At 52.9% G+C, this 19,919-nt stretch carries 18 protein-coding genes; 8 read left to right on the top strand and 10 right to left on the bottom strand.

The window, feature by feature from the left end; genetic code table 11:
• Positions 1-84 precede the first annotated feature (84 nt).
• From MTX78_RS02625 to MTX78_RS02605, 5 genes are all read right to left on the bottom strand, one after another.
• Complete coding sequence (locus MTX78_RS02625; protein WP_243799658.1) at positions 85-1,758, bottom strand: DUF4974 domain-containing protein; 1,674 nt, start codon at positions 1,756-1,758, stop codon at positions 85-87.
• A gap of 42 nt (positions 1,759-1,800) precedes the next feature.
• The gene (locus MTX78_RS02620) at positions 1,801-2,865 is read right to left on the bottom strand and encodes a FecR family protein (protein ID WP_243799656.1); all 1,065 of its coding nucleotides are present in this window, start codon (positions 2,863-2,865) and stop codon (positions 1,801-1,803) included.
• Between the two features lie 109 nt (positions 2,866-2,974).
• Positions 2,975-3,691, bottom strand: a complete 717-nt coding sequence (locus MTX78_RS02615; protein ID WP_243799654.1) for a head GIN domain-containing protein — start codon at positions 3,689-3,691, stop codon at positions 2,975-2,977.
• Between the two features lie 86 nt (positions 3,692-3,777).
• Positions 3,778-4,368 (bottom strand): RNA polymerase sigma-70 factor, encoded by a 591-nt coding sequence (locus MTX78_RS02610; protein ID WP_243799653.1) that lies wholly within the window; start codon positions 4,366-4,368, stop codon positions 3,778-3,780.
• Positions 4,369-4,679: 311 nt separating this feature from the next.
• On the bottom strand, positions 4,680-5,960 hold the full coding sequence (locus MTX78_RS02605; protein ID WP_243799651.1) for an MFS transporter: 1,281 nt from the start codon (positions 5,958-5,960) through the stop codon (positions 4,680-4,682).
• 605 nt (positions 5,961-6,565) lie between these two features.
• On the opposite strand from MTX78_RS02605, the gene MTX78_RS02600 reads away from it, so the two are divergent.
• The 3 genes from MTX78_RS02600 (at position 6,566) to nth (ending at position 8,250) form a co-directional block, all read left to right on the top strand.
• Complete coding sequence (locus tag MTX78_RS02600; RefSeq protein ID WP_243799649.1) at positions 6,566-7,201, top strand: RNA polymerase sigma factor; 636 nt, start codon at positions 6,566-6,568, stop codon at positions 7,199-7,201.
• Positions 7,140-7,370, top strand: a complete 231-nt coding sequence (locus tag MTX78_RS02595; protein WP_243799648.1) for a hypothetical protein — start codon at positions 7,140-7,142, stop codon at positions 7,368-7,370. Before MTX78_RS02600 ends, MTX78_RS02595 begins: the two co-directional genes overlap by 62 nt.
• A gap of 160 nt (positions 7,371-7,530) precedes the next feature.
• Positions 7,531-8,250 (top strand): endonuclease III, encoded by a 720-nt coding sequence (gene nth / locus MTX78_RS02590; RefSeq protein ID WP_243799646.1) that lies wholly within the window; start codon positions 7,531-7,533, stop codon positions 8,248-8,250.
• Positions 8,251-8,279: 29 nt separating this feature from the next.
• Here nth and MTX78_RS02585 read toward each other — a convergent pair whose 3' ends face one another.
• Together MTX78_RS02585 and gldB are read right to left on the bottom strand one after the other, a co-directional pair.
• A complete protein-coding gene (locus tag MTX78_RS02585) occupies positions 8,280-9,482 on the bottom strand; it encodes a glycosyltransferase family 4 protein (protein ID WP_243799644.1) in 1,203 nt (400 codons plus the stop codon).
• Between the two features lie 85 nt (positions 9,483-9,567).
• A complete protein-coding gene (gene gldB / locus MTX78_RS02580) occupies positions 9,568-10,584 on the bottom strand; it encodes a gliding motility lipoprotein GldB (protein WP_243799642.1) in 1,017 nt (338 codons plus the stop codon).
• Between the two features lie 108 nt (positions 10,585-10,692).
• On the opposite strand from gldB, the gene MTX78_RS02575 reads away from it, so the two are divergent.
• On the top strand, positions 10,693-11,370 hold the full coding sequence (locus MTX78_RS02575; RefSeq protein ID WP_243799641.1) for a porin family protein: 678 nt from the start codon (positions 10,693-10,695) through the stop codon (positions 11,368-11,370).
• 103 nt (positions 11,371-11,473) lie between these two features.
• Here MTX78_RS02575 and MTX78_RS02570 read toward each other — a convergent pair whose 3' ends face one another.
• The 3 genes from MTX78_RS02570 to MTX78_RS02560 form a co-directional block, all read right to left on the bottom strand.
• Positions 11,474-13,081 carry an Rne/Rng family ribonuclease gene (locus tag MTX78_RS02570; protein WP_243799639.1) on the bottom strand — a complete coding sequence of 536 codons (1,608 nt, stop codon included), beginning with the start codon at positions 13,079-13,081 and terminating at the stop codon, positions 11,474-11,476.
• Positions 13,082-13,472: 391 nt separating this feature from the next.
• Entirely contained in the window at positions 13,473-14,369 is an 897-nt protein-coding gene (locus tag MTX78_RS02565) for a tetratricopeptide repeat protein (RefSeq protein WP_243799637.1), read from the bottom strand.
• 75 nt (positions 14,370-14,444) lie between these two features.
• On the bottom strand, positions 14,445-14,750 hold the full coding sequence (locus MTX78_RS02560) for an HU family DNA-binding protein (protein ID WP_022825443.1): 306 nt from the start codon (positions 14,748-14,750) through the stop codon (positions 14,445-14,447).
• 195 nt (positions 14,751-14,945) lie between these two features.
• On the opposite strand from MTX78_RS02560, the gene mutY reads away from it, so the two are divergent.
• From mutY to recG, 4 genes are all read left to right on the top strand, one after another.
• On the top strand, positions 14,946-16,040 hold the full coding sequence (gene mutY, locus MTX78_RS02555; RefSeq protein WP_243799636.1) for an A/G-specific adenine glycosylase: 1,095 nt from the start codon (positions 14,946-14,948) through the stop codon (positions 16,038-16,040).
• An 82-nt stretch (positions 16,041-16,122) separates the two neighbouring features.
• Positions 16,123-16,557 (top strand): single-stranded DNA-binding protein, encoded by a 435-nt coding sequence (locus tag MTX78_RS02550; protein WP_243799634.1) that lies wholly within the window; start codon positions 16,123-16,125, stop codon positions 16,555-16,557.
• Positions 16,558-16,719: 162 nt separating this feature from the next.
• Positions 16,720-17,313, top strand: a complete 594-nt coding sequence (gene gldD, locus MTX78_RS02545; RefSeq protein ID WP_243799632.1) for a gliding motility lipoprotein GldD — start codon at positions 16,720-16,722, stop codon at positions 17,311-17,313.
• A 92-nt stretch (positions 17,314-17,405) separates the two neighbouring features.
• On the top strand, positions 17,406-19,505 hold the full coding sequence (gene recG / locus MTX78_RS02540) for an ATP-dependent DNA helicase RecG (RefSeq protein ID WP_243799630.1): 2,100 nt from the start codon (positions 17,406-17,408) through the stop codon (positions 19,503-19,505).
• Positions 19,506-19,919: the final 414 nt, after the last annotated feature.

Genomic DNA, 19,919 nt, shown 5'->3' with positions numbered 1-19,919 from the left:
CAGTAGAGGCGCAGCGCCCCTACGCGCACAGTAGAAGAAATGTAGTTACGCTTCTTGTTGGCGCTGTTGCGCTGGTATAGGCTCCTAGAAGCGCACTCCAGCGCAGTAGCCAAACCAGCCAAGTACGCGGGTGGTAGCACTGCCCTCTTCCAGCCAGAGCCGACGGTTTTCACCGAGGTGTGAATACACTTGCCCGCGCTCGGAGTCGTAGCGCTGCGTCACGAGTACGCTCACCGTAGGGCCGGCAATCAGGCGCAAGTGGCCGCCTGCTTTGAAAGGAGCAAATCCTACCAACAAACGCAATTGATTGTGCAGATTGAGGTTGTCGGTCCAGCCGCGCTGCTCCTCGTTTACGTGCAGCGCGACGGCGTCGAGGCCCACACTTATCCGGCGCTGGGTTAGGAGCTCGGTGCCGGCGCCATAGCCCAGCGCCCAGCGCCGGCTGCCACTACCGAAATCATCGTAGGCGCCAGCGAAAAACGTGTAGAAAGCTGCCGAGCCGCCCAGTTTCAGGCTAGCCCCTACCGGCCAAGACTCGGTATTTGTTGCCTCGAACCGATGGTAGCCGTGGCGCACGAAGTTGAGTGGCGCAATACTGACGCCATCAACTGAATCGGCTACGTTAAGCAAACCAGCCAGTTGCACACCATGTACGGTACCGGCTGCATTAAACAAGCCCGCTGCCTGTATGCCTCGTACCTCATTCAAAGACACATTGAACAATCCGGCTGCCTGCACCGTGGCTCGTCTGGGCGCTACATCAGTAGCGGCGCTTGCCGGATCAGGAGCAGCCGCGTTGGGTTTCACTGGACCTGCGTAATTGAACAGCCCAGCGGTCTGAATACCGTTTACGGGGCGGGCAGCAACGTTGAGTAGGCCTGCTGCTTGCCAACCCGTACCTGTTCCGCCCAGTACGTTCAACAAGCCAGCGCCCTGGAAGCCCTCTAAATGGCGGCCTACCACGTTGGCCAAGCCAGCTACCTGCACGCCAGCCACAGTGTCACGGTCCACGTTGAAGAGGCCCGCTGCTTCGAAGCCATCCACCCCTGCTGCGTACCCACCCAACACATTCAATGACACATGGTTGACGGTTTGCCCGGCGCGCAAACCGTTCGAGCCCAAAGGCCCCAGAAACGATACCTGCGCCTTTTTAGTAAGGGTAGTTCGGATGGGCTCCTCGCTTTCCGTAGTGGGTGCAGCCGTAGAATCCGACGCAGGTGTTGTTGGGGTTACTGGGTCTGGCGTATTGGGTTGCGTGGTTGCCGCTGGCATTCCCTCAGTCGGTTTGGCTTTGGCTTGTGGCTGGCTGGAACTAGTAGCAACTACCACCGGTACTTTGGAGGCTGTTGCTTTAGTGGCTGTGGGTTTGCTTGAAGCAGGTTTAGTGGGTGAGGAGGCAGGGGAAGATTTTAAAACGGGCCGGCTTTTCGTGGCTCTCGCCGGATGCAGTACAACTTGGTCGCCCACCAGCTCATAGCCGATATTCTTATCGGCTAACAGCGTGTTGAGCACAGAACGCAACGGCTGGTTCTGCACGTGTAGCGTCACGGGCTGTTGCAGATTAAGAGCGGTGTTGCTGTAAGAAATACGCACTCCGTACTGCCGGCGCAACGTGTGCAGCACCGATTCGAGGGGCGCCTGCTGGAACGTGACGGTTACCTTACGCTCCAGCACGGAGCCAGGTCGCACTTGCGCCGAAATGGGTTGGCTAGCCAGCGCAAAGAGCAAGGCTACGCCTAGGCATATGCGTTTTTGCATAGCGAAGTAGATGATTGAAGTCAGAAGAAAGTTGCCTAGGTCCTAGGGAGTAGAAGGCACGGGTTCGATGAGCAGGATGGACCCGTCGGTGGAATTGATGACGGAAAGGTTGGCCGAGAGACTCACCACCCGTAGGGCTTGGCGCAGGTCTGTGCGCACAAAAGTGCCCGTGAATCGGTAGCGTGCGAGGGCAGGATCAGCCAATACCACCGTTGTGTCGTAGTAGCGGCTCATGGTTTCAACCACCTGCGCCAACGATTGATTGTCGAATACCAACTCGTCGCGCTGCCAGGCGCGGAAGTTGGGGTCCACAATAGGTTTCTGCACGGCCGCTACTGGAGCCGCCCGCCGAATAACGCCGCGCAAGCCTGGCGTTAGCAGCACCGAATCAGTGGTGCCACTCAGGTGTGGCACTGGGCTGAACGCCACCCGCCCCGTCACCACCGATACTTCCACGGAGTCCTCGGCAGAATAAGCGCGTACGTTGAATGAAGTACCGAGCACCCGCGTCCGGGTGTCGTTGGCTAGCACTGTGAAAGGCCGCCCGTGGTCTTTTTTCACTTCAAAGAAGGCTTCACCCTGCAGTTCTACCACGCGGGAATCTTCGTTGAAGTTGGTGGCATACCGTAACGTGGAATGCCGGTTCACCCACACCTGACTGCCATCGGGCAAAGCGGCCTGCCGCCGCTGGTCGCCGGCGGCTACTGTCACCATCTCTGGGGCACTAGGCAGTACTAGCCGCAGCATCGCCCAGGCACCCACCAGCAACATCAGAACCGCCGCCACGCGCCGCCACGGGTGCGCCGCGGGCCACAAGGGCACCACCTGGCCTTCTGGTCTGATCGTCGGCTTGGCGACTGGTGCTAGGTCTGCTGCCACCTTGAAGCGCTGCCAAGCCTGTTCCACATCAGCTTCAGCAAACGCATCGGGGACAAGCCCACCCCGCTCCCAAGCGCGGGTTGCGTCAGTAAGGAGTGGCAACCGAGCAGGTGCGGCCGTAAGCCAAGCATGCAGTTCCCGTTGTTCCGACGCAGAGGCTTCGCCAGCCAAGTGCTTGGCCAGCAATTCCCAGGGGGCTTCCTCGGCGTCGGAATACAAGTCAGGCATGAATGAGAGTGGTAATTGCGCCCACTAAAGTCTATTATTTCCGGACCAAATCTAGCAGCGTAGCTGATAGTTTAGCGCTTAGCCCAGAGCAAAGCAAACTTTTGCGGCATCAGTCACCCGCGAGCACCCGGCCCGAACCCGTAATGCAGGTGCTGACCTTGGGGTTGCCTCTGTAGTACACCGTTCCGCTGCCGCTAATCTCGGCATTGAGGGTGCGACTGGCCTGTACGTAGCTTCTCCCCGACCCTGTAATGGAGGCATAGGTGTCCTGCGTAGCTAAATTATAAGCACTTATCCGGCCCGAACCGCTGGTGCTGCTATTGTGGCTTTGGCTGATGCCGCTCAAGCGCATCTCTCCCGAACCCGACAGGTTGGTGCGCAGGCTGGTAGCTTGTGCAAAATTCAACTCCACCTCGCCTGAGCCCGACACATCAACCACACAAGTGGTGGTGTTCAGCGGCGCGCCACTGCGGATTTTACCAGAGCCTGAAAGCTGTACTTCCGTGAGACTCGGCGTTGTGATGTATATTTTGATGGGGTCATGGTCGCGGATGTTCACTTTCCCAAATTCGATTTGTAGCTCGTCGCCGTTAAGCTCGGTTTCTAGTACGTCCAGCACGTTGCGCTGCGCTTCTACGCGTACTTGCTGGGGGCTGCCCTGCGTGACAACCACTTCTGCGTTGATCTTTAAATCAATTCGGTTGAAGCTGCTGACGGTGCGCACTTCGGATTCAGTGGGGCCCGTCCCGCGCACCCGGGGGCCAGTAATGTCGTTGTCGCAGGCAGACAAGAACGCGAAAAGGAGAAGGAGCCAATAGGTTTTCATGGTAATGATGTAAGGGAGTATGAGGTTAGGTTCTGCTATAAGAGCCACAACTGGCAGGCTACCCCTACGCCCCCACAAAAAATAGTTTAAAACCACCCCAGCAGCAACGCAGCCAGGCCCGAGAGAAACCCTTTCAAGTGCTGCCGCAATAGCCGTAAGGCTTTGCCCATCTGGTTTTCCACGGTTTTAGGGGCCACTTCCAGCGTGTCAGCAATTTGCTGATAGCTTAGCCCTTCTTGCCGGCTGAGTAGGAACACCGCCCGACATTGAGGCGGCAACGCCGCTAGAGCCGTTGCCACTGCTTCTTCAGCTTCCTGTCCATCGAGTTGCTCGGCAATTGAATTGGTACCCGCTTCAACTATGGCCGCATCTTCCCAAGCCACTTGCCGCTTCTGCCGCTCAGTATAGCGAAATGCGCCATTGAGAGCAGCCCGAAAAAGGTAGGATTTATAAGTAGTGGTAATACATAGCGTGTCACGGTTTTTCCACACGTTTAGCAGCACGTCCTGCACCAGGTCTTCGGCTACAGTCCGGTCTTGCACTACCCGAAACACGGCGTTGCCAAGCGGCCGGTAATACGCCCGAAACAACGCTTCCATAAATGCCTCCGCGTTGGTATGCTGCAACTCCGCTAAGCGAAGTTCAAAGGCATCAGCGGTTTCGGTGGCAATGGGCATGAGAAAGCCAGAACAATAAGCTGCGGTTTCTGGACTGTCAGGCAATGTTTGTCAGCAGCATTAGCCATACCCAACTCAATTGAAAAAGGAAGTGGTTGAGAAGGTGAGCTAGCTCCCGTTTTACGCTTACCTATACGGCCGTAGCCTAGCTTAAGCGCACAGTTGAGCTGCCACACACTTCCAACTAAGCCGGGGCTAAACTACAGCTTTGTACCATAACCCCTCAAGACAAACTACTATATTTTATTTACCTAATACATGAATCCTGTGCGGCACGCAGACCTATATCAGCGTAGCGCGAGCCCTAGCCCTTACGCCTTTATCGTTTCGGGAGTCAGGTCGAGTTGCCGTAGCTTGTCGGCGCGCCACGCCGTAATACCTACTACCAACATAGTCATGGCTCCGCCAAATACCACGGACGGCACCACCCCCAGCATCCGTGCTGCCGCTCCCGACTCGAATGCTCCTATTTCGTTGCTAGAGCCAATGAAAATGTTGTTGACTGCAGACACGCGGCCTTTCATGTATTCGGGCGTGAACGTGTGCAGCAGCGTAGAACGCACAATGACCGATACCGAGTCGAAGACTCCAGTCATAAACAACAGCAGCAGTGACAGCCAGAAGTTACTCGACCAGGCAAACAAAATAGTAACCAAGCCAAAGCCAGCCACAGCCCACAGTAGCTTACGGCCAGCATGGCGGCGCAACGGAAAGTAGGTTAGGAACACGGCCATTAACACAGAGCCCACTGCCGGCGCCGACTCTAGGTGCCCGAGTCCGGCAGCTCCAACTTCAAGGATATCCACCGCAAAAACTGGCAACAGGGCCACTGCGCCTCCAAACAGCACCGCAAACAGATCAAGCGACAAAGCCGCCAGAACCAACTGATTGTTGAAAATAAAGTGGAGCCCACTGAGCACACTATCCTTCAAGCCTAGCCGCTCCCCCTCCAAAGGCGGCAATGGACGCGACGCTATCTGTACAAACTGTAGCAAAGCCAGCGCCAATAGCCCCGTAGATACAGTGTAGGAGTTGGCGACGCCTAAATGCGCAATAAGGTACCCACCAATAGCCGGCCCTAATACCGAAGCTGCCTGATACGTAGTGCTGTTCCACGTCACCGCATTGCCTAGTTGCTCCCGGCTGGGCAGCAGCTGCGGCATAAACGAAAAAAGCGCAGGCCCCATAAATCCTCGCGCAATGCCGCTCACAAAAATGACCCCATACAGTGGCAGCGTGTACAAAGAATCTTTTGCAAGCAATCCAACTCCAATAGGCGACGCAAACAGCCACAGAGCGGCGGCGCATAGCAGGAGTGCGGCCACACCTGCCACGATGATGTTCTTGCGCCGCACCGAATCCGCTACGTGCCCCGCGTACAACGAGACACCAATACTAGGAATAGCCTCAGCCAGCCCAATAAGACCTAGGGCCAGCGGATCATTTGTGAGCTTGAATATCTGCCAGCTGATTACCAACCCCTGCACCCGCAAAGCAATAGTCAGAAAAACTCTCGCCGAAATCAGCCGGCGAAAGTCAGGAATGCGCAAAGCAGCGTAGGAATCTTGGCGCGGAGAAGAGGCAGAGGACATACTAACGGAAACACACAAACACAACGTAGCCCCAAAGGTAGACCAGCCCGCAGAATGTGACCCGACAAAATCTTGCTTTGTGCATCGGCGTATTTACCACACCTAGCTCAACTCGCAACCGGTAATGGGCTATTGTCTTTCTGAAAAGACAAAAAAAATCATCCTTCCGCTTCCATTGAGAGCAACTTGCCAACCAACTCATTTTAAGAACTGGCCCCATCCTTGTGCTATCAGTTCAGCATAGTCTATCAGCACTTCAGCTTAGGGTGCTTTTCCAACAAATGGTGCCTGAAAAGTAAATAGTGGTCAGTACACTCCGTTTGGACATAACGAATAGTTTTTCGGGTTTTTCTGCGCCTCATTAGACCTTTATTGGAAAAGTAATTTGCCGTAACAACACAGTATAAAGTATTATATATTGTATATAATTAGGTTTCACTTATGCGAAAAATATTTTCGCGTAACGCCTCTGAGGCATTGTGTTTGCCCCGGCAGTTCTCTACATTTGGTACAGAAGGAAATCTTCACCATCCGCTCATAATAGAATTTCACCGTCAACTGCACAATATGGCTTAAAGCTCTACGTTCCCTTACTCGTAGCCTTTATGGAAACCATGCAGCCGAGCGACTCCGCTCTTATTTCACTATACATTGCCGGCAAAGAAGAGGCGTTTGCGCTATTGCTCGAACGCCACAAAGCCCGCGTCTTTACCACTATCATGTTGATAGTGCGTGATGAAGACGTGGCGGATGATCTGCTGCAGGATACCTTTATCAAGGCTATTCATACCATGAAAAGCGGCCGATACAACGAAGAGGGTAAGTTCTCTTCCTGGATTTGCCGAATTGCCCACAACCTGGCCATTGATTTTTTCCGTCGCGAAAAGCGCAGCCCGCTGCTCAACCTCGACACCACGAGCCATGCATTCAACTCCCTCACACATGCCGAGGAAGGAGTTGAGTCTGCTCTGACCCGAGAAGAAACCTACTCCCAGCTTCGTGAACTGATTCAGGACCTGCCAACAGCTCAGAAGGAAGTGCTCATCATGCGTCATTACGGCGACATGAGCTTCCAGGAAATAGCTGATGCAACAGGTGTTAGCATCAACACTGCGCTCGGACGGATGCGGTACGCGCTGATCAACCTTCGGAAGAAGATGGCCGTACAACCAACTCTCTATGATCAAAACCTTACCCAACGAGAAACTGCTCCGGTACGTGTACAACGAATTGCCAGTTAATGAGCAGCACGAAGTAGAACAAGCCTTGGCGCACGACCCTGAGTTGGCCGCAGCCTGTGCTGATCTTCTTCTAGCCCAGCGTACCCTCAATGCCCTGACCAGCAGCCCGAGTCAGCGAAGCACGGAGGCCATTTTACAGTACTCACGCACTTTTCTGCGCTCAGCTTAAAGGCTGCTACGTATCTAAGGGAAATCATCGAAGCGGAGCATCGTGCGAAGGCCACTAACTGGTACCTTCGCACGATGCTCCGCTTTTTTGTTGTTGAGCCACCCGAAAAAGCTTGTATTGAGCTTCTTTCCTGAGCCGCCCTCCCCTTAGTTCTATTGGTATGCGTACGACCGAGCGTTTCCGCTATTTCATCGACTATTTCACCACCAACTTTCCGCAGCCTCAAACCGAGCTGCAGTACGCCAACCCCTACGAGTTGATAGTGGCGGTAGTGCTCAGCGCCCAGTGCACCGACAAACGGGTCAACCAAATTATGCCGGCCTTGATCCAGCAGTTTCCAACGCCTGCCCATCTAGGCGCTGCTGCTGCCGAAGACATTTTCCCTTTCATCCGGAGCGTATCCTACCCCAACAACAAAGCAAAGCACTTGGCTGGCCTTGGGCGGATGCTAACTGAAGAGTTTGGTGGCGAAGTACCTAGCAGCATCGAGGAGTTGCAGCGGTTACCGGGTGTGGGCCGCAAAACGGCCAACGTAGTGGTGTCGGTTATCTACAATCAACCCGCTATGGCTGTGGATACACACGTGTTCCGAGTGTCGCATCGGTTAGGTTTGGTGCCCCGCACAGCAACCACCCCCCTAGCGGTAGAGAAAGCGCTGGTAAAGTATATTCCTGAAGAAGTGATTCCCAAGGCGCACCACTGGCTGATTCTGCACGGCCGCTACATCTGCGTGGCTCGACAGCCGAAATGCGCTATTTGTCCGCTCACTAGCTGGTGCAAGTACTATGCTACCCAAGTTGCTCCTGTGGCAAAAATTCCCACCAAAAGGGGCTTGGCGTCGCCTATTGCATCAAATAAGATGCCTCCTAGTACAACTTAGTATAAAACCGGTTTGTAAAGGCACAAGCATTATCTGGCTTTAGTTGCAGCTTGCTCTAAGGCTCGCTGCACAACACTGGCTATTCCTTGTCGGTCGAAAATAGCCGCCAATTTCCGGCCAGCTGCTCCAGCTTCCTCCAGCAAATAGGGAGTGCTAAACAGCTCGTTTAGTAGCGTAGTAAGGGCAGTTGCATCATCGGCCGGTGAATACCAGCCACAACCATACTTTCTTACTAGCTCATTGGTCCAGCCGGTGTTGGTGACGATAATGGGGGTACCTACCGCGAGGCTATCATATAGCTTAGCAGGCGAATTGGCATTCAACACGGGCATCCCTAGAAATGACACCACCGATACATCTGCCAGCCGAAACCAGGTGAAGACAGCATGACGAGGTTGAGGAGCTACCACCCGGATAAATGCATGCTGGGCTGCTGCCTCTTCTAGCAATGCCTGATGAAAACCATGCCCCATAAATACCCATGTCACATCCGGACGGTGAGCGGCGAGCTGTACGGCCGCGGCCACCAGCATCGGAATGTTATTCGCACGGCCGAATGTGCCTGCGTATAGTACTACACGCCCGTGTAAGCCTTGTTCATCTCGCAGCGTTGCTATAGCGGCGTCGGTGGCATGAGCAGCAAGATCAAGGTCGGTGCCGTTGAGTACAGTGGTCAGCTTGGTTTCCGGTACGCCTAGCTTACGGACATAGTCGGTCATATCCGGTGACAGAGGCAAAATGTGGCTGGCCGAGTGGTACAGATTCTTTTCAAGAGCAAAAAGCTGCCGTTGTGCCCACTTGCTGGGCACAGCTCCCATAGCTACCGGAAACGAAGGCCATAAGTCCTGCACCTCGAACACCCAAGGCACCTGGCGCAAACGTGCAACCTGAGCCGCCGCCCATGCGGCTGTCAGTGGAGTGCTTATGCCCCAAATAACATCCGGCTTGTCTATTCTCAACCCTTCACGCAAGGCATATGCAGCATAGCGGCCAAAGGCTACCCCTCGCCGCACCACTCCCATCTGATTCTGGTAGGGTACTTGCCCCGCACGCATTTCCACTCCCGCCGGCACCCAGGGGTACTCGTGGCTTAACCGTTGCGACTCCCAGGTACGCGTAGTGATAAGCGTGACCCGATGGGTACGGGCAATATGCGCCAGCAACGCGTAGTGCCGGCTGGTTGCCGGGCAATCAGGATTGGTATGATACTGACTGAAGACGGCAATATGCACGTTAAGGTGGCTATCTACATCACTAGGCTAAGGCATCACGACACTTAGCATTTTGCATTTCTGGTCCGGTTCTCGAAACCAGACCTTACTTCTCTGCCCGGCGCGGCTTAGGTCGGTAGCGCGACTCGTTCAGAATGTGCTGGGCGTTTTTGTCGGCCATGAGTTGCGCTAGCGTCACGTTGGGGTGAGTTGCCATGTACTTGCGCACAATCTGCCATCCTACCCAAGCGCCCACGCGGCCAGGGCACGTTTTATCGATTTCTGGAATGTTGGGCCGCTCCCCCACATACTTTTGAATGGTAAATGAACCTGTATTATAGAGCAACTTCTTTTCCAGAAAATGCGCCCATATTTTACCTTCATTGAAGGCAACTCCGGCTAACTCCTTGTTCGTGTATCCGACAAGCAACGAATCAGGCGTACAAGGCAACACGCGTTCAGCAAAGTACAGCGCTTTGCCAAACTGCACCATCTCGGTGAGCATGGTCTGGTTGGTCAATTCCTTTTTGTTGTACTTACTACTGATGGCCAGCGCCGCAGTAGGCAGTACATAGGGGGGCTGGTAGCGACGCAAAATGTAGTCGGGCACGTTGGGCCGGTAGCGTGCTTGTGGCCCGACAAAGAAGTCGAGCCCAATGACCATCAGACTGTCGTTTACAAACATGTCCTGGCTAAGGCCCGTCACGAAGGTCTTCACGGGTGGCACCCGAAAATCAGGAAAGTTGTAGCGGATGTGCTGGAACATAGCCTTCAACTGCCCCTTCAGCTTATCTGAATCCTGAAAGGTGCTATCGGTTTGGCGTCCTAGCTGCTGTAGGCCTGTATTCGTCGCTAAGCGGGTAAGGGTACCCGCTAGCACGTCATCTGTAGGAAACTGCCGACGTTGCAAAAACTGCTCGGCAAACACTGGGTTGGAAGTGATAAAGCGCTTGGCGTCGGTTGAGTTCTTGATCTGAAAGAAAGGCTTCTCCAATCTTTCCAACTCAACGGGGGCACTTACGTTAGCTACTTCTGGATTCAGCTCACATGCCTCTTCCCCCTTGCCACAGCTGGTAGTTAGTATAAAGAGAAAACTTAATAGGGCAGCAAGTACGGAACGCATATAAGTAGGAATGTATGATACGCTTCTATCTTTAAGGCGAAATTAGCCTAAAACCAAACGCCAAGCGGCTTCCCTTCTGGAAGCCAGCTAAGTTTATCCAGCTTCTCCATGAAAAAATTGCTTCTAGCACTACTGACTGTTGGGGCCTCGGCCGGCGCAGCATCTGCCCAGGTTGAAATCGGGTTGAAACTTTCGCCTTCCATCACCAATCTGCGCACTGAGTCACCTTCCGCTCTTAGCTTTCAGAACGAAAGCAGCAAGCTCACTATTGGCGGTGGCCTCATTGTAGATTATTTCTTCGGACAGAACTACGCCTTTGGCACCGGCTTGCAGTTAGTTGGGAAAGGTGGTACGATCAGTTATTTCGATCAAGCCAGTTCGCAGCGCTACGAACAAAAGATCGGTATTCAATACCTTGAAGTACCCGTTACGGTGAAGCTTTTTACCAACGACGTAGCAACAGATACTAAGCTCTATTTTCAGTTGGGCGGTACCCTAGGAGGAGCAATAGCTGGAAGGATTGATGGCAACAAGCGCTATACTGACCCAGCCGCTACCTCGCTCGGCGAAACCAAAGCCCTCGACCACGTTATCATTCCAGAAGCGGCCGTACTGCTAGGCTTTGGTGCTGAATATCAGCTAGGCCAGAGCACCAAAGTTCTGGCAGGTATTAGCTACCGCCGTGGCTTGCTCAACATTGATAATTACTTCGAAGACGAGCGGGGCTTTTCGGATGTAACCCTTAAGAACAGCGAATTTGCTTTGGATTTAGGCATCAAATTCTAGAACACCTGCTTCTCTGAGAGAACTATATGGCCGAAAAAGCCCGCTCTGCTTCAGCAGGGCGGGCTTTTCTTCTGTCAGGAGGAGTCGTCGCAGAACGTTTCCGTTAGTCAGTAATCTCTATTTCGCGGTCTTGCAAACGAGCCATAGCCGCTGCAGCAGAGTGCAGTTCTATTTCTTCTCCTTGCTCGTCCTCAATTCGGTAATCGGTTAGGCCGAGGCTGGTATCCTTCACTACTTTAATCCACTTGTAGTATTTCAGATACCATTTCATCTGCTTCGAAACCAGACCCTTGGTATAATATGCGTGCAGGAAGGGATGCACGTACAAGGTAATACCCGACTGGTTTTGCGTCACCAGCAAATCTTCGATGCTGTTGTCGATTTCGTCGGTTACTTGAATAGAAGCGGAAATCTTGCCGGTACCACCACAAGTAGGGCAAGCCTCTCCTGTGATGATGTTTTCAGCTGGCCGCACGCGCTGCCGCGTGATTTGCAACAAACCAAATTTCGTAATGGGCAAGATGGTGTAGCGGGCCTTGTCCAGCTTCATGATGCTGTGAACCGCATCTTCCACTTTCTTACGGCTCTCTGCCGATTTCATATCAATGAAGTCGACGACAATGATGCCACCCATGTCGCGTAGCCGAAGCTGCCGCGCCACTTCTTTCGCAGCCAGCATGTTCACCATCAAAGCAGTAGCTTCTTGGTCGCTTTCCTGGTTGCTTTTGTTGCCTGAGTTCACGTCAACGACGTGTAGAGCCTCTGTATGCTCAATAACTAAGTAGCCTCCACCGGGTACCGTCACAGTCTTGCCAAACAGCGTTTTCAGCTGCTTCTCAATACCGAGATGCTCAAACACTTTCACCTTGCCGGTATAATGCTTGAGCAACCCGATCTTATCCGGCGCAATCTGCTCCAGATACCCACGCATTTCCTCGAAACGAGCTGTGGTATCCACCGTAATGGCATCAAACGACTCATTCAGCATATCGCGCAGCATGGAGCTCGTACGACCAAGTTCCCCCAACACCTTGTCGTTGGGTTTGGCCGAACGCAGGGCAGTGGAAAGCTGCTCCCACTTGCCAACCATACTTTGCATGTCACGGTCTAGCTCAGCCACCTCGCGGCCCTCAGCCACTGTGCGAATGATGACGCCGAAGTTGTCGGGCTTTATGGAGGCAATCAGGCGCTTCAGCCGTTCTCGCTCCGTCTTGCTTACGATCTTCTTCGAGACGCTGATTGTATTGGAAAACGGTACCAGGACCAAGTAGCGGCCCGCCATGGAAATATCCGTGGACAAGCGTGGCCCCTTAGTAGATATCGGTTCTTTTACAATTTGGACCACTATCTGCTGGCCCTTCTTCAATATATCGGCAGCCTTGCCCACCTTATCCAGCGGCCCTTCCAGACCGAAGTTTTTCAGTGCGCCTGCCGCAATCTTCTGCGACTGTACGCCCCGCACCCACTTGCTAAGCGAAGGAAATTGCTCGCCTAGGTCGCCGTAATGCAGAAACGCATCCTTTTCGTACCCGATGTCAATGAACGCAGCGTTCAAACCGGGCATAACTTTCTTGACCGTGCCCAGGAAGATGTCGCCCACCGAATAGTTGGTGTCGTTGCGGTCGAAATGATATTCGATGAGCCGCTTGTCCTGGAGCAGGGCAATCCGTTCTCCTTCCTGAGTAGAATTAATGATTAATTCGTTACTCAATGGATTAGGGTGTTAGGTAATCCTGATACGTGGCCCGCGGCTCCCGAAACTGGCAAAGGGAAGCCGGCGCACACGGCGTCGGCTTCCCTTGCAGGCCTCGGGGAAAGCGAATAAACAGCCACTCTCGGGGATACAAAATGAGAGATAGACGGGCAATCTTTTCTTGTAAGAAAAGTGCCGCCAGCAAACCCCGGCAGGCTTACTTCTTCTTGTGACGGTTCTTGCGCAGACGCTTCTTCCGCTTGTGGGTGGCAATCTTGTGACGCTTTCTTTTTTTACCGCAGGGCATGTTGTGATGGGTTAAATGGTTGAAATTCCAATTGTTGATTGTTGCTTGCTTGCCGTGTCAGTGCTTTATCACCTATTGACTAGCCAACAATAGTCAACAACTTTACTGAAGCTTCTGAAGCTGCTCGTCCACCGCAGCCGTGAGACTAGGGTCCGTGCTCAGACTTTTTGCCTTCTCGAAGGCAGCCTTGGCATCGTTTTTCGCTCCGGTTTGAGCTAGCGCGACTCCAAGGTAAAACTGACCGTCCACGCTTTTAGGATTAACTTTCGTTAGCTCCCGGAAACGCTCCACGGCTTTGTCGTATTGGTTGCTTTGCATAGAGAGCAATCCTAGATTATACATGGCCTTCTCGTTGCGCGGGTCAGCCACCAGTACTTCACGCAGCAGGACTACCCCTTGCACAGGGTTTTCGCTCGCCATGAACGCCATACCAAGGTTGGTTTTGGCATCTAGGTTGTCCGGGTTGTTTTTCAACACTTTGCCGTAAAGCTCTTGGCATTTAGCGCCCAGTGCTTTCTGGCGGTCTTGCGTAGCTGCAAAGCTAAACGCTTCAAAATACGCATCGGCCGCTCTTTGCCACGTTTGCTCACCAGGGCGGGCGAGTGCCAACTGCTCGAGAAAATAGCCAGCACTGTCGAACTTCTCCACTGCCTTGTACTTGGTAGCCAGATCTGCCGCTACGCGAAGCTTGGCAATCGGGTCTTTCTCAGCAGTGTATTTGGCAGTGAGGCTGCTGATTTCACTGCGTTGTGCTGGCGTTGCAGCCATGTGTGGCTGCTCCGGCGTTGCACCAGCTGGCTTACCGCCCGACTCCACAGAAGCCGTTGAGGGAGCCGCCGCACCATTGTCGCGGTTAGCGGTGCGGGCGGCATCCTGTGCAAGTTCACCTTTGCCCTCCTTTGGTTTCACTATCACCTTCGGCAATAGAAACAAGCCGGCTACTAGCGCGACGGCGACGGCCAAAAGAATAAGCTGATGCGAAAGAGTACGTTGAGCCATGTGGAAAAAGCAGGCCGCCGGGTTTCCCAACAGGGATACCCAGCGGCACGGCCGGCAATATTACGACAATGACGCTTAAGCGTTGGCTAGCGCCTTAATCTTCTTGCTGTTTTTGATCTTCCCAATGAAGGTCTTCGACGGCTTGAAGCTCGGGATGAAGTGCTCGTCGATGATGATCGACGTATTTTTTGAGATGTTACGGGCTACTTTCTTTGCCCGCTTCTTGTTTACGAAGCTGCCGAAGCCGCGTACGTAAATGTTGTTGCCCTCAGCCATCGAGTCCTTCACAACTTTGAAGAAGGCTTCTACGGTAGCCGAAACGTCAGCTTTCTCGATGCCAGTCTTGTCGGCAATTTCGGCGATTACTTCTGCTTTAGTCACGCTGGTAAGTGTACTATGGTGTGAAAAAAATGTGCTGGGTGAATTGCCCAATCCCAAACGTAAGAGCTTGCCCGGTAGGCTGTTCGCTCGCGAATTGGGGCCACAAAGGTAGTTCCCTTTTTTGGTTTTGCAATAGTACTACCCTCTATGAAATTTATCTCCTTCTTTACGTCCAACTAATTCTTTCTCAAAACCTTGACTTCCTCTTCTAATACTGTTGCTCACCCATATTTCGCGGGTGCTCTCTTGGAATGGTACCCGCGGCACCGTCGGGACTTGCCATGGCGCCACACCCGCGACCCGTATGCCATCTGGCTTTCCGAAGTTATTCTGCAACAAACCCGAGTAAAGCAGGGCCTCCCCTATTACCTCACCTACTTGAAGGCTTACCCTACAGTGCAGGAGTTGGCGGCTGCTCCCGCCGACGAAGTGCTTCGGTATTGGCAAGGACTGGGCTACTACAGTCGGGCACGCAACATGCACCACACAGCACAGCAAGTAGTAAGTGAGTATGGAGGACACTTTCCGACGACCTACACCGAGTTGTTGAAGCTGCGGGGCGTAGGTCAATACACTGCAGCAGCCATTGCTTCCTTTGCCTTCGATGAGAAAGTGGCGGTGTTGGATGGCAACGTGTTCCGAGTGTTGTCGCGGGTGTTCGGCCTCACGCAGGACATTGCTGCACCTGCTAGTCGACGCGTATTTCAAATACTTGCTGATCAGCTGATTCCGGCATCAGCACCAGCTGAATTCAACCAAGCTATTATGGAGTTTGGAGCTATTCAATGCACGCCGGTTAACCCCGACTGCTTGTTTTGCCCACTTCAAAGCCAGTGTTATGCCTTTCAGCATGGCATGGTGAATGAGCTACCGGTTAAGAGCAAAGCAAAAGCTGCGCGTACACGTTATTTCCATTACTTGGTGCTGCGCCACGCCAATACCGTGTACATGCGCAAACGAGGCCCCAAAGACATTTGGGAAGGTTTGTACGACTTCGCCCTGACCGAAACGGATGCCCCTGAACTATCGGCCACAGAGTTGCTTGACGTGGTAGAAGCAGTAGGTGGCCAAGTGGCCACCGACCGAGTGGAGGAGCCAATCCAAGCCATGCGCCACATATTGAGCCATCAGAAAGTAGAAGCAAAATTTCATTCTATCTGGCTGCAACAGCCCTTACCAGCGGCTGCCTTAACTACCTCTGGCTTGGCAGCTTTCACAGCCGACCAAGTTGAAAACCTGCCTAAGCCAATTATGATTGCTAATTATATTGACAAAAACCCCAGCATTTAACTAATAATATTGGTAAAATCTTTCGTTTTTGCTATCTTTAAATTCTCATACAAGATCTTTCAACTCTCTCGCAAATACAGTGATGGCAGGCATCAACAAAGTAATTTTGGTAGGCAACCTTGGCAAAGACCCAGAGGTGCGCCATTTGGAAGGCGGAATTAGCGTAGCCAACTTCACGCTTGCCACCAATGAATATTATAAGGACAAGCAGGGCACTCGAGTTGAGCGGACCGAATGGCACAACATTGCCGCTTGGCGTGGGCTGGCCGAAATGGCGGACAAGTACCTCAAAAAAGGCCAGCAGGTGTACGTAGAGGGCAAGATCCGGACCCGTCAGTACCAGGACAAAGACAACCAGACGCGTTACATCACTGAAATCATTGCGGAAGAAATAACCATGCTGGGTGGTCGGCCTCAGCTTCAGGGAGGACAGAGCACTCAGGTTACTGAATCTGGAGCGCCTGAAACTCCGCAAACCTTCCGCCAAGAGCCCGAACTAGATCAGCTACCCTTCTAGAGGCATCATCTGCTCTAATTTTGCAAGCTCCGGCACACGCCGGAGCTTTTTTGTGTTCATACTGGTATTTTAAGCTTCCTTGAAGTATCCGCTATACCACCTATGTTGTCACAGGACAATGGTTTCGCGTTACCTTTGAAGCACATATTTGCATTGCGGCCAATGCCTACTTCCCGAATTTTACTTGCCTTTCTGGTTTCACTTCAGTTGTTGTCGGCCTGCTCTTCTCCTGGCTCCGATGAATACACCCCCAAGCCTAAAGGGTTCAACCGAATAGACTTGCCGCCGCACCGCTATCAGCAGCTGGCGGCTGGCCACCCGTACACATTTCAATACTCGCGCTACGCCAAGATATTGCGCGACTCCTCGTATCTGGCGCAGCCGCACTGGATTAATGTGTACTATCCGGCGCTGAAGGCCAGTGTGCAAATCACGTATGCTGACTTGAAAGGCAGCCGGCAGCTGTACAGTAAAATGCTGGAAGATGCCCGCAAGCTTACCAGCAAGCACGAAGTCAAAGCCAGTGGCATCGACGAGAACATCTTGCAAACTCCAAATGGAATGCGGGTAGCGGTGTTCGAGCTACAGGGCGAGGTGCCTAGCCAGATGCAGTTTTATACCACAGATAGTACCAAACACTTTTTCCGCGGAGCTTTATACTTCCGCACAGCCACCGCGAATGATTCGTTGGCGCCAGTGATTGACTACGTGAAGAAAGACATTGTACAATTGCTGAACACACTGAAATACCAGTAAAAAGTCAAATTGCTGCTTAGCTATAGCTTACTTGTTTGCAGCCTTACGGCAAAACCAGTTATTAGCCAAGCAGCCATTCAGCTACTTACCTCTTGAGTAACTTTTTTCAAACCAAAATAGAATATCTGCGTGGCGTAGGCCTGCAACGGGCTCAGCTGCTGCAAAAGGAGCTGAACCTGTTCACCTACGGCGACTTGATTCAGCGCTACCCTTTTCGCTACCTCGACCGGACGCAATTCTACAATATCTGCGACCTGCACGATGAGTTACCGTTTGTGCAGGTGAAGGGCATTTTGCGCAACCGAGAGGTGGTTGGAGATGGGCCGAAGAAACGCATGGTAGCCAAAATAGCCGATGCCAGCGGGGAGTTAGATCTGGTCTGGTTTAAAGGCGTCAACTACCTAGAGAAGGTTATCAAAAACCATCAAGAATACATTGTATTCGGCAAGCCCACTATGTTCAATGGGCGGCCCCAGATGGCGCACCCCGAGTTAGAGGAAGTAACCGAGGCCAAACCCGGTCAGAGCTACCTACAACCCGTCTACAACACCTCAGAGAAGCTTAAGAACTACCACCGCGTTGATAGCAAAGCTATTGCGCGCATGGTTGCGGACTTGCTGAAACTGGCGTTGCCGCATGTATACGAAACGCTTTCGGCGGACCTGATTCGGCAATATGGACTGATGGACAAGGCCACGGCCATCCAGCAGATTCACTTCCCACAAAGTACTGATCTGTTGCAGGCCGCTCGGTTTCGGCTGAAGTTCGAAGAACTCTTTTACGTGCAGCTTAAGCTGCTACGCCAACGCGACCAACGTAAGGTGGAGCTGGCTGGTCAACTTTTCAAGGAAGTCCCCACGCTGGTACATTTCTATAAAAACGTGTTGCCCTTTGACCTGACGGGTGCCCAAAAGCGAGTTATCCACGACATCTACAAAGACTTCTGCACAGGCAAGCAAATGAACCGCCTTTTGCAGGGCGATGTGGGCTCGGGCAAAACCATTGTGGCTTTTATCAGCATGCTGATGGCGGCCGACAACGGTGCTCAAAGCTGCCTGATGGCGCCTACCGAAATCTTGGCTGATCAGCATTATATCGGCTTGAAACAGTTTGCTGACTTGCTCGGCATCAAGATCGGCAAGCTTACGGGCAGCACCCGTACAGCGGATAGGCGCGTATTGCATGAGCAACTCCGCTCCGGTGAAATGCACATGTTGGTAGGCACGCACGCCTTGCTCGAAGATGTGGTGCAGTTCCGTAATCTGGGGCTTACCATTATGGACGAGCAGCACCGCTTCGGCGTGGCGCAGCGCTCCAAGCTTTGGCAAAAGAACCCACATGTTATTCCCCATGTGCTCGTGATGACGGCCACGCCCATTCCGCGCACCCTGGCCATGACGCTGTATGGTGACTTGGATGTGTCGGTGATTGACGAGCTGCCAGCTGGCCGTAAGCCCATTGTCACGGTGCACCGCTTCGACTCCAACCGCCTTAAGGTGTTCGGCTTCCTGCGCGACCAAATCAACCTGGGCCGCCAGGTATACATCGTATATCCGCTCATTGAGGAGAGCGAGGCTATGGCCGATTACAAAGACCTCATGGACGGCTACGAAAGCATTGCGCGGGCTTTTCCAGAGTTCCAGATCAGCATTGTGCATGGCCGGATGAGTGCTGCCGAGAAGGATAGCGAAATGCAGCGTTTTGTGAAGCGGGAAACGCAAATTATGGTAGCCACTACCGTAATTGAAGTGGGCGTAAACGTGCCTAATGCCTCCGTTATGGTCATTGAAAGCACAGAGCGGTTCGGCCTTTCGCAGCTCCACCAATTGCGGGGGCGAGTAGGCCGGGGTGCCGACCAGAGCTATTGCATCCTGATGTCGGGCTATAAGCTGAGCAAAGACTCGCGTACACGCATCGAAACCATGGTACGCACCAACAACGGCTTTGAAATAGCCGATATTGACTTGAAACTACGGGGCCCCGGCGACCTGATGGGCACGCAGCAAAGTGGCGTGCTGGACTTGTTGATTGCCGATTTGGCTAAGGACGGTCGTATTCTAACTGAATCGAGGGCAGCGGCTCAGCAACTGCTAAACGAGGACCCAGGCCTTAACCACCCAGACAATGCCAATATTCGCCGGCATATCGAAAGCTTACCTGCCACGGCCGTAAACTGGAGCCGCATCAGCTAGCCTAGCTGCAATACGGCCATAAAAAAAGCGACTTAGATAAGTCGCTTACTGATGAGCTATTCAGTGCTAGCCGCTCCGGTTGTTACGGGGGCAGTAGCATGCCACAACCGACTGTTGTTTGCCTGAGTGGCAGGCTCCGAAGTAGCGTGCCGAGAAAAGGAAACAGGCTTAACCGTAATAGGATTTACCACCGGCTCTACTTTCACCGTACCAGACAGTATTTCTGGTTGTTTTGCAAGCTTGCCAACAACGATAAGAGCGAACAGGAGAGCGAATCGGACTAAAGATTTCATAGAAGAATAAATGCGCGAACTGTAGTAGACCGGCGGAACAAAGTTAAGGCCAAAAAATTCCTCCTCAACCATATTTTAGGAGAAAACAGTTTTTTGAATATTTTGAAAAGCTTGTAAAACG

Origin of the sequence: Hymenobacter tibetensis (assembly GCF_022827545.1) — a bacterium.
Taxonomy (GTDB): Bacteria; Bacteroidota; Bacteroidia; order Cytophagales; family Hymenobacteraceae; genus Hymenobacter; species Hymenobacter tibetensis.
The sequence above is the reverse complement of the archived record's forward strand: the minus strand, read 5'-3'. Positions and strand labels throughout refer to the sequence as shown.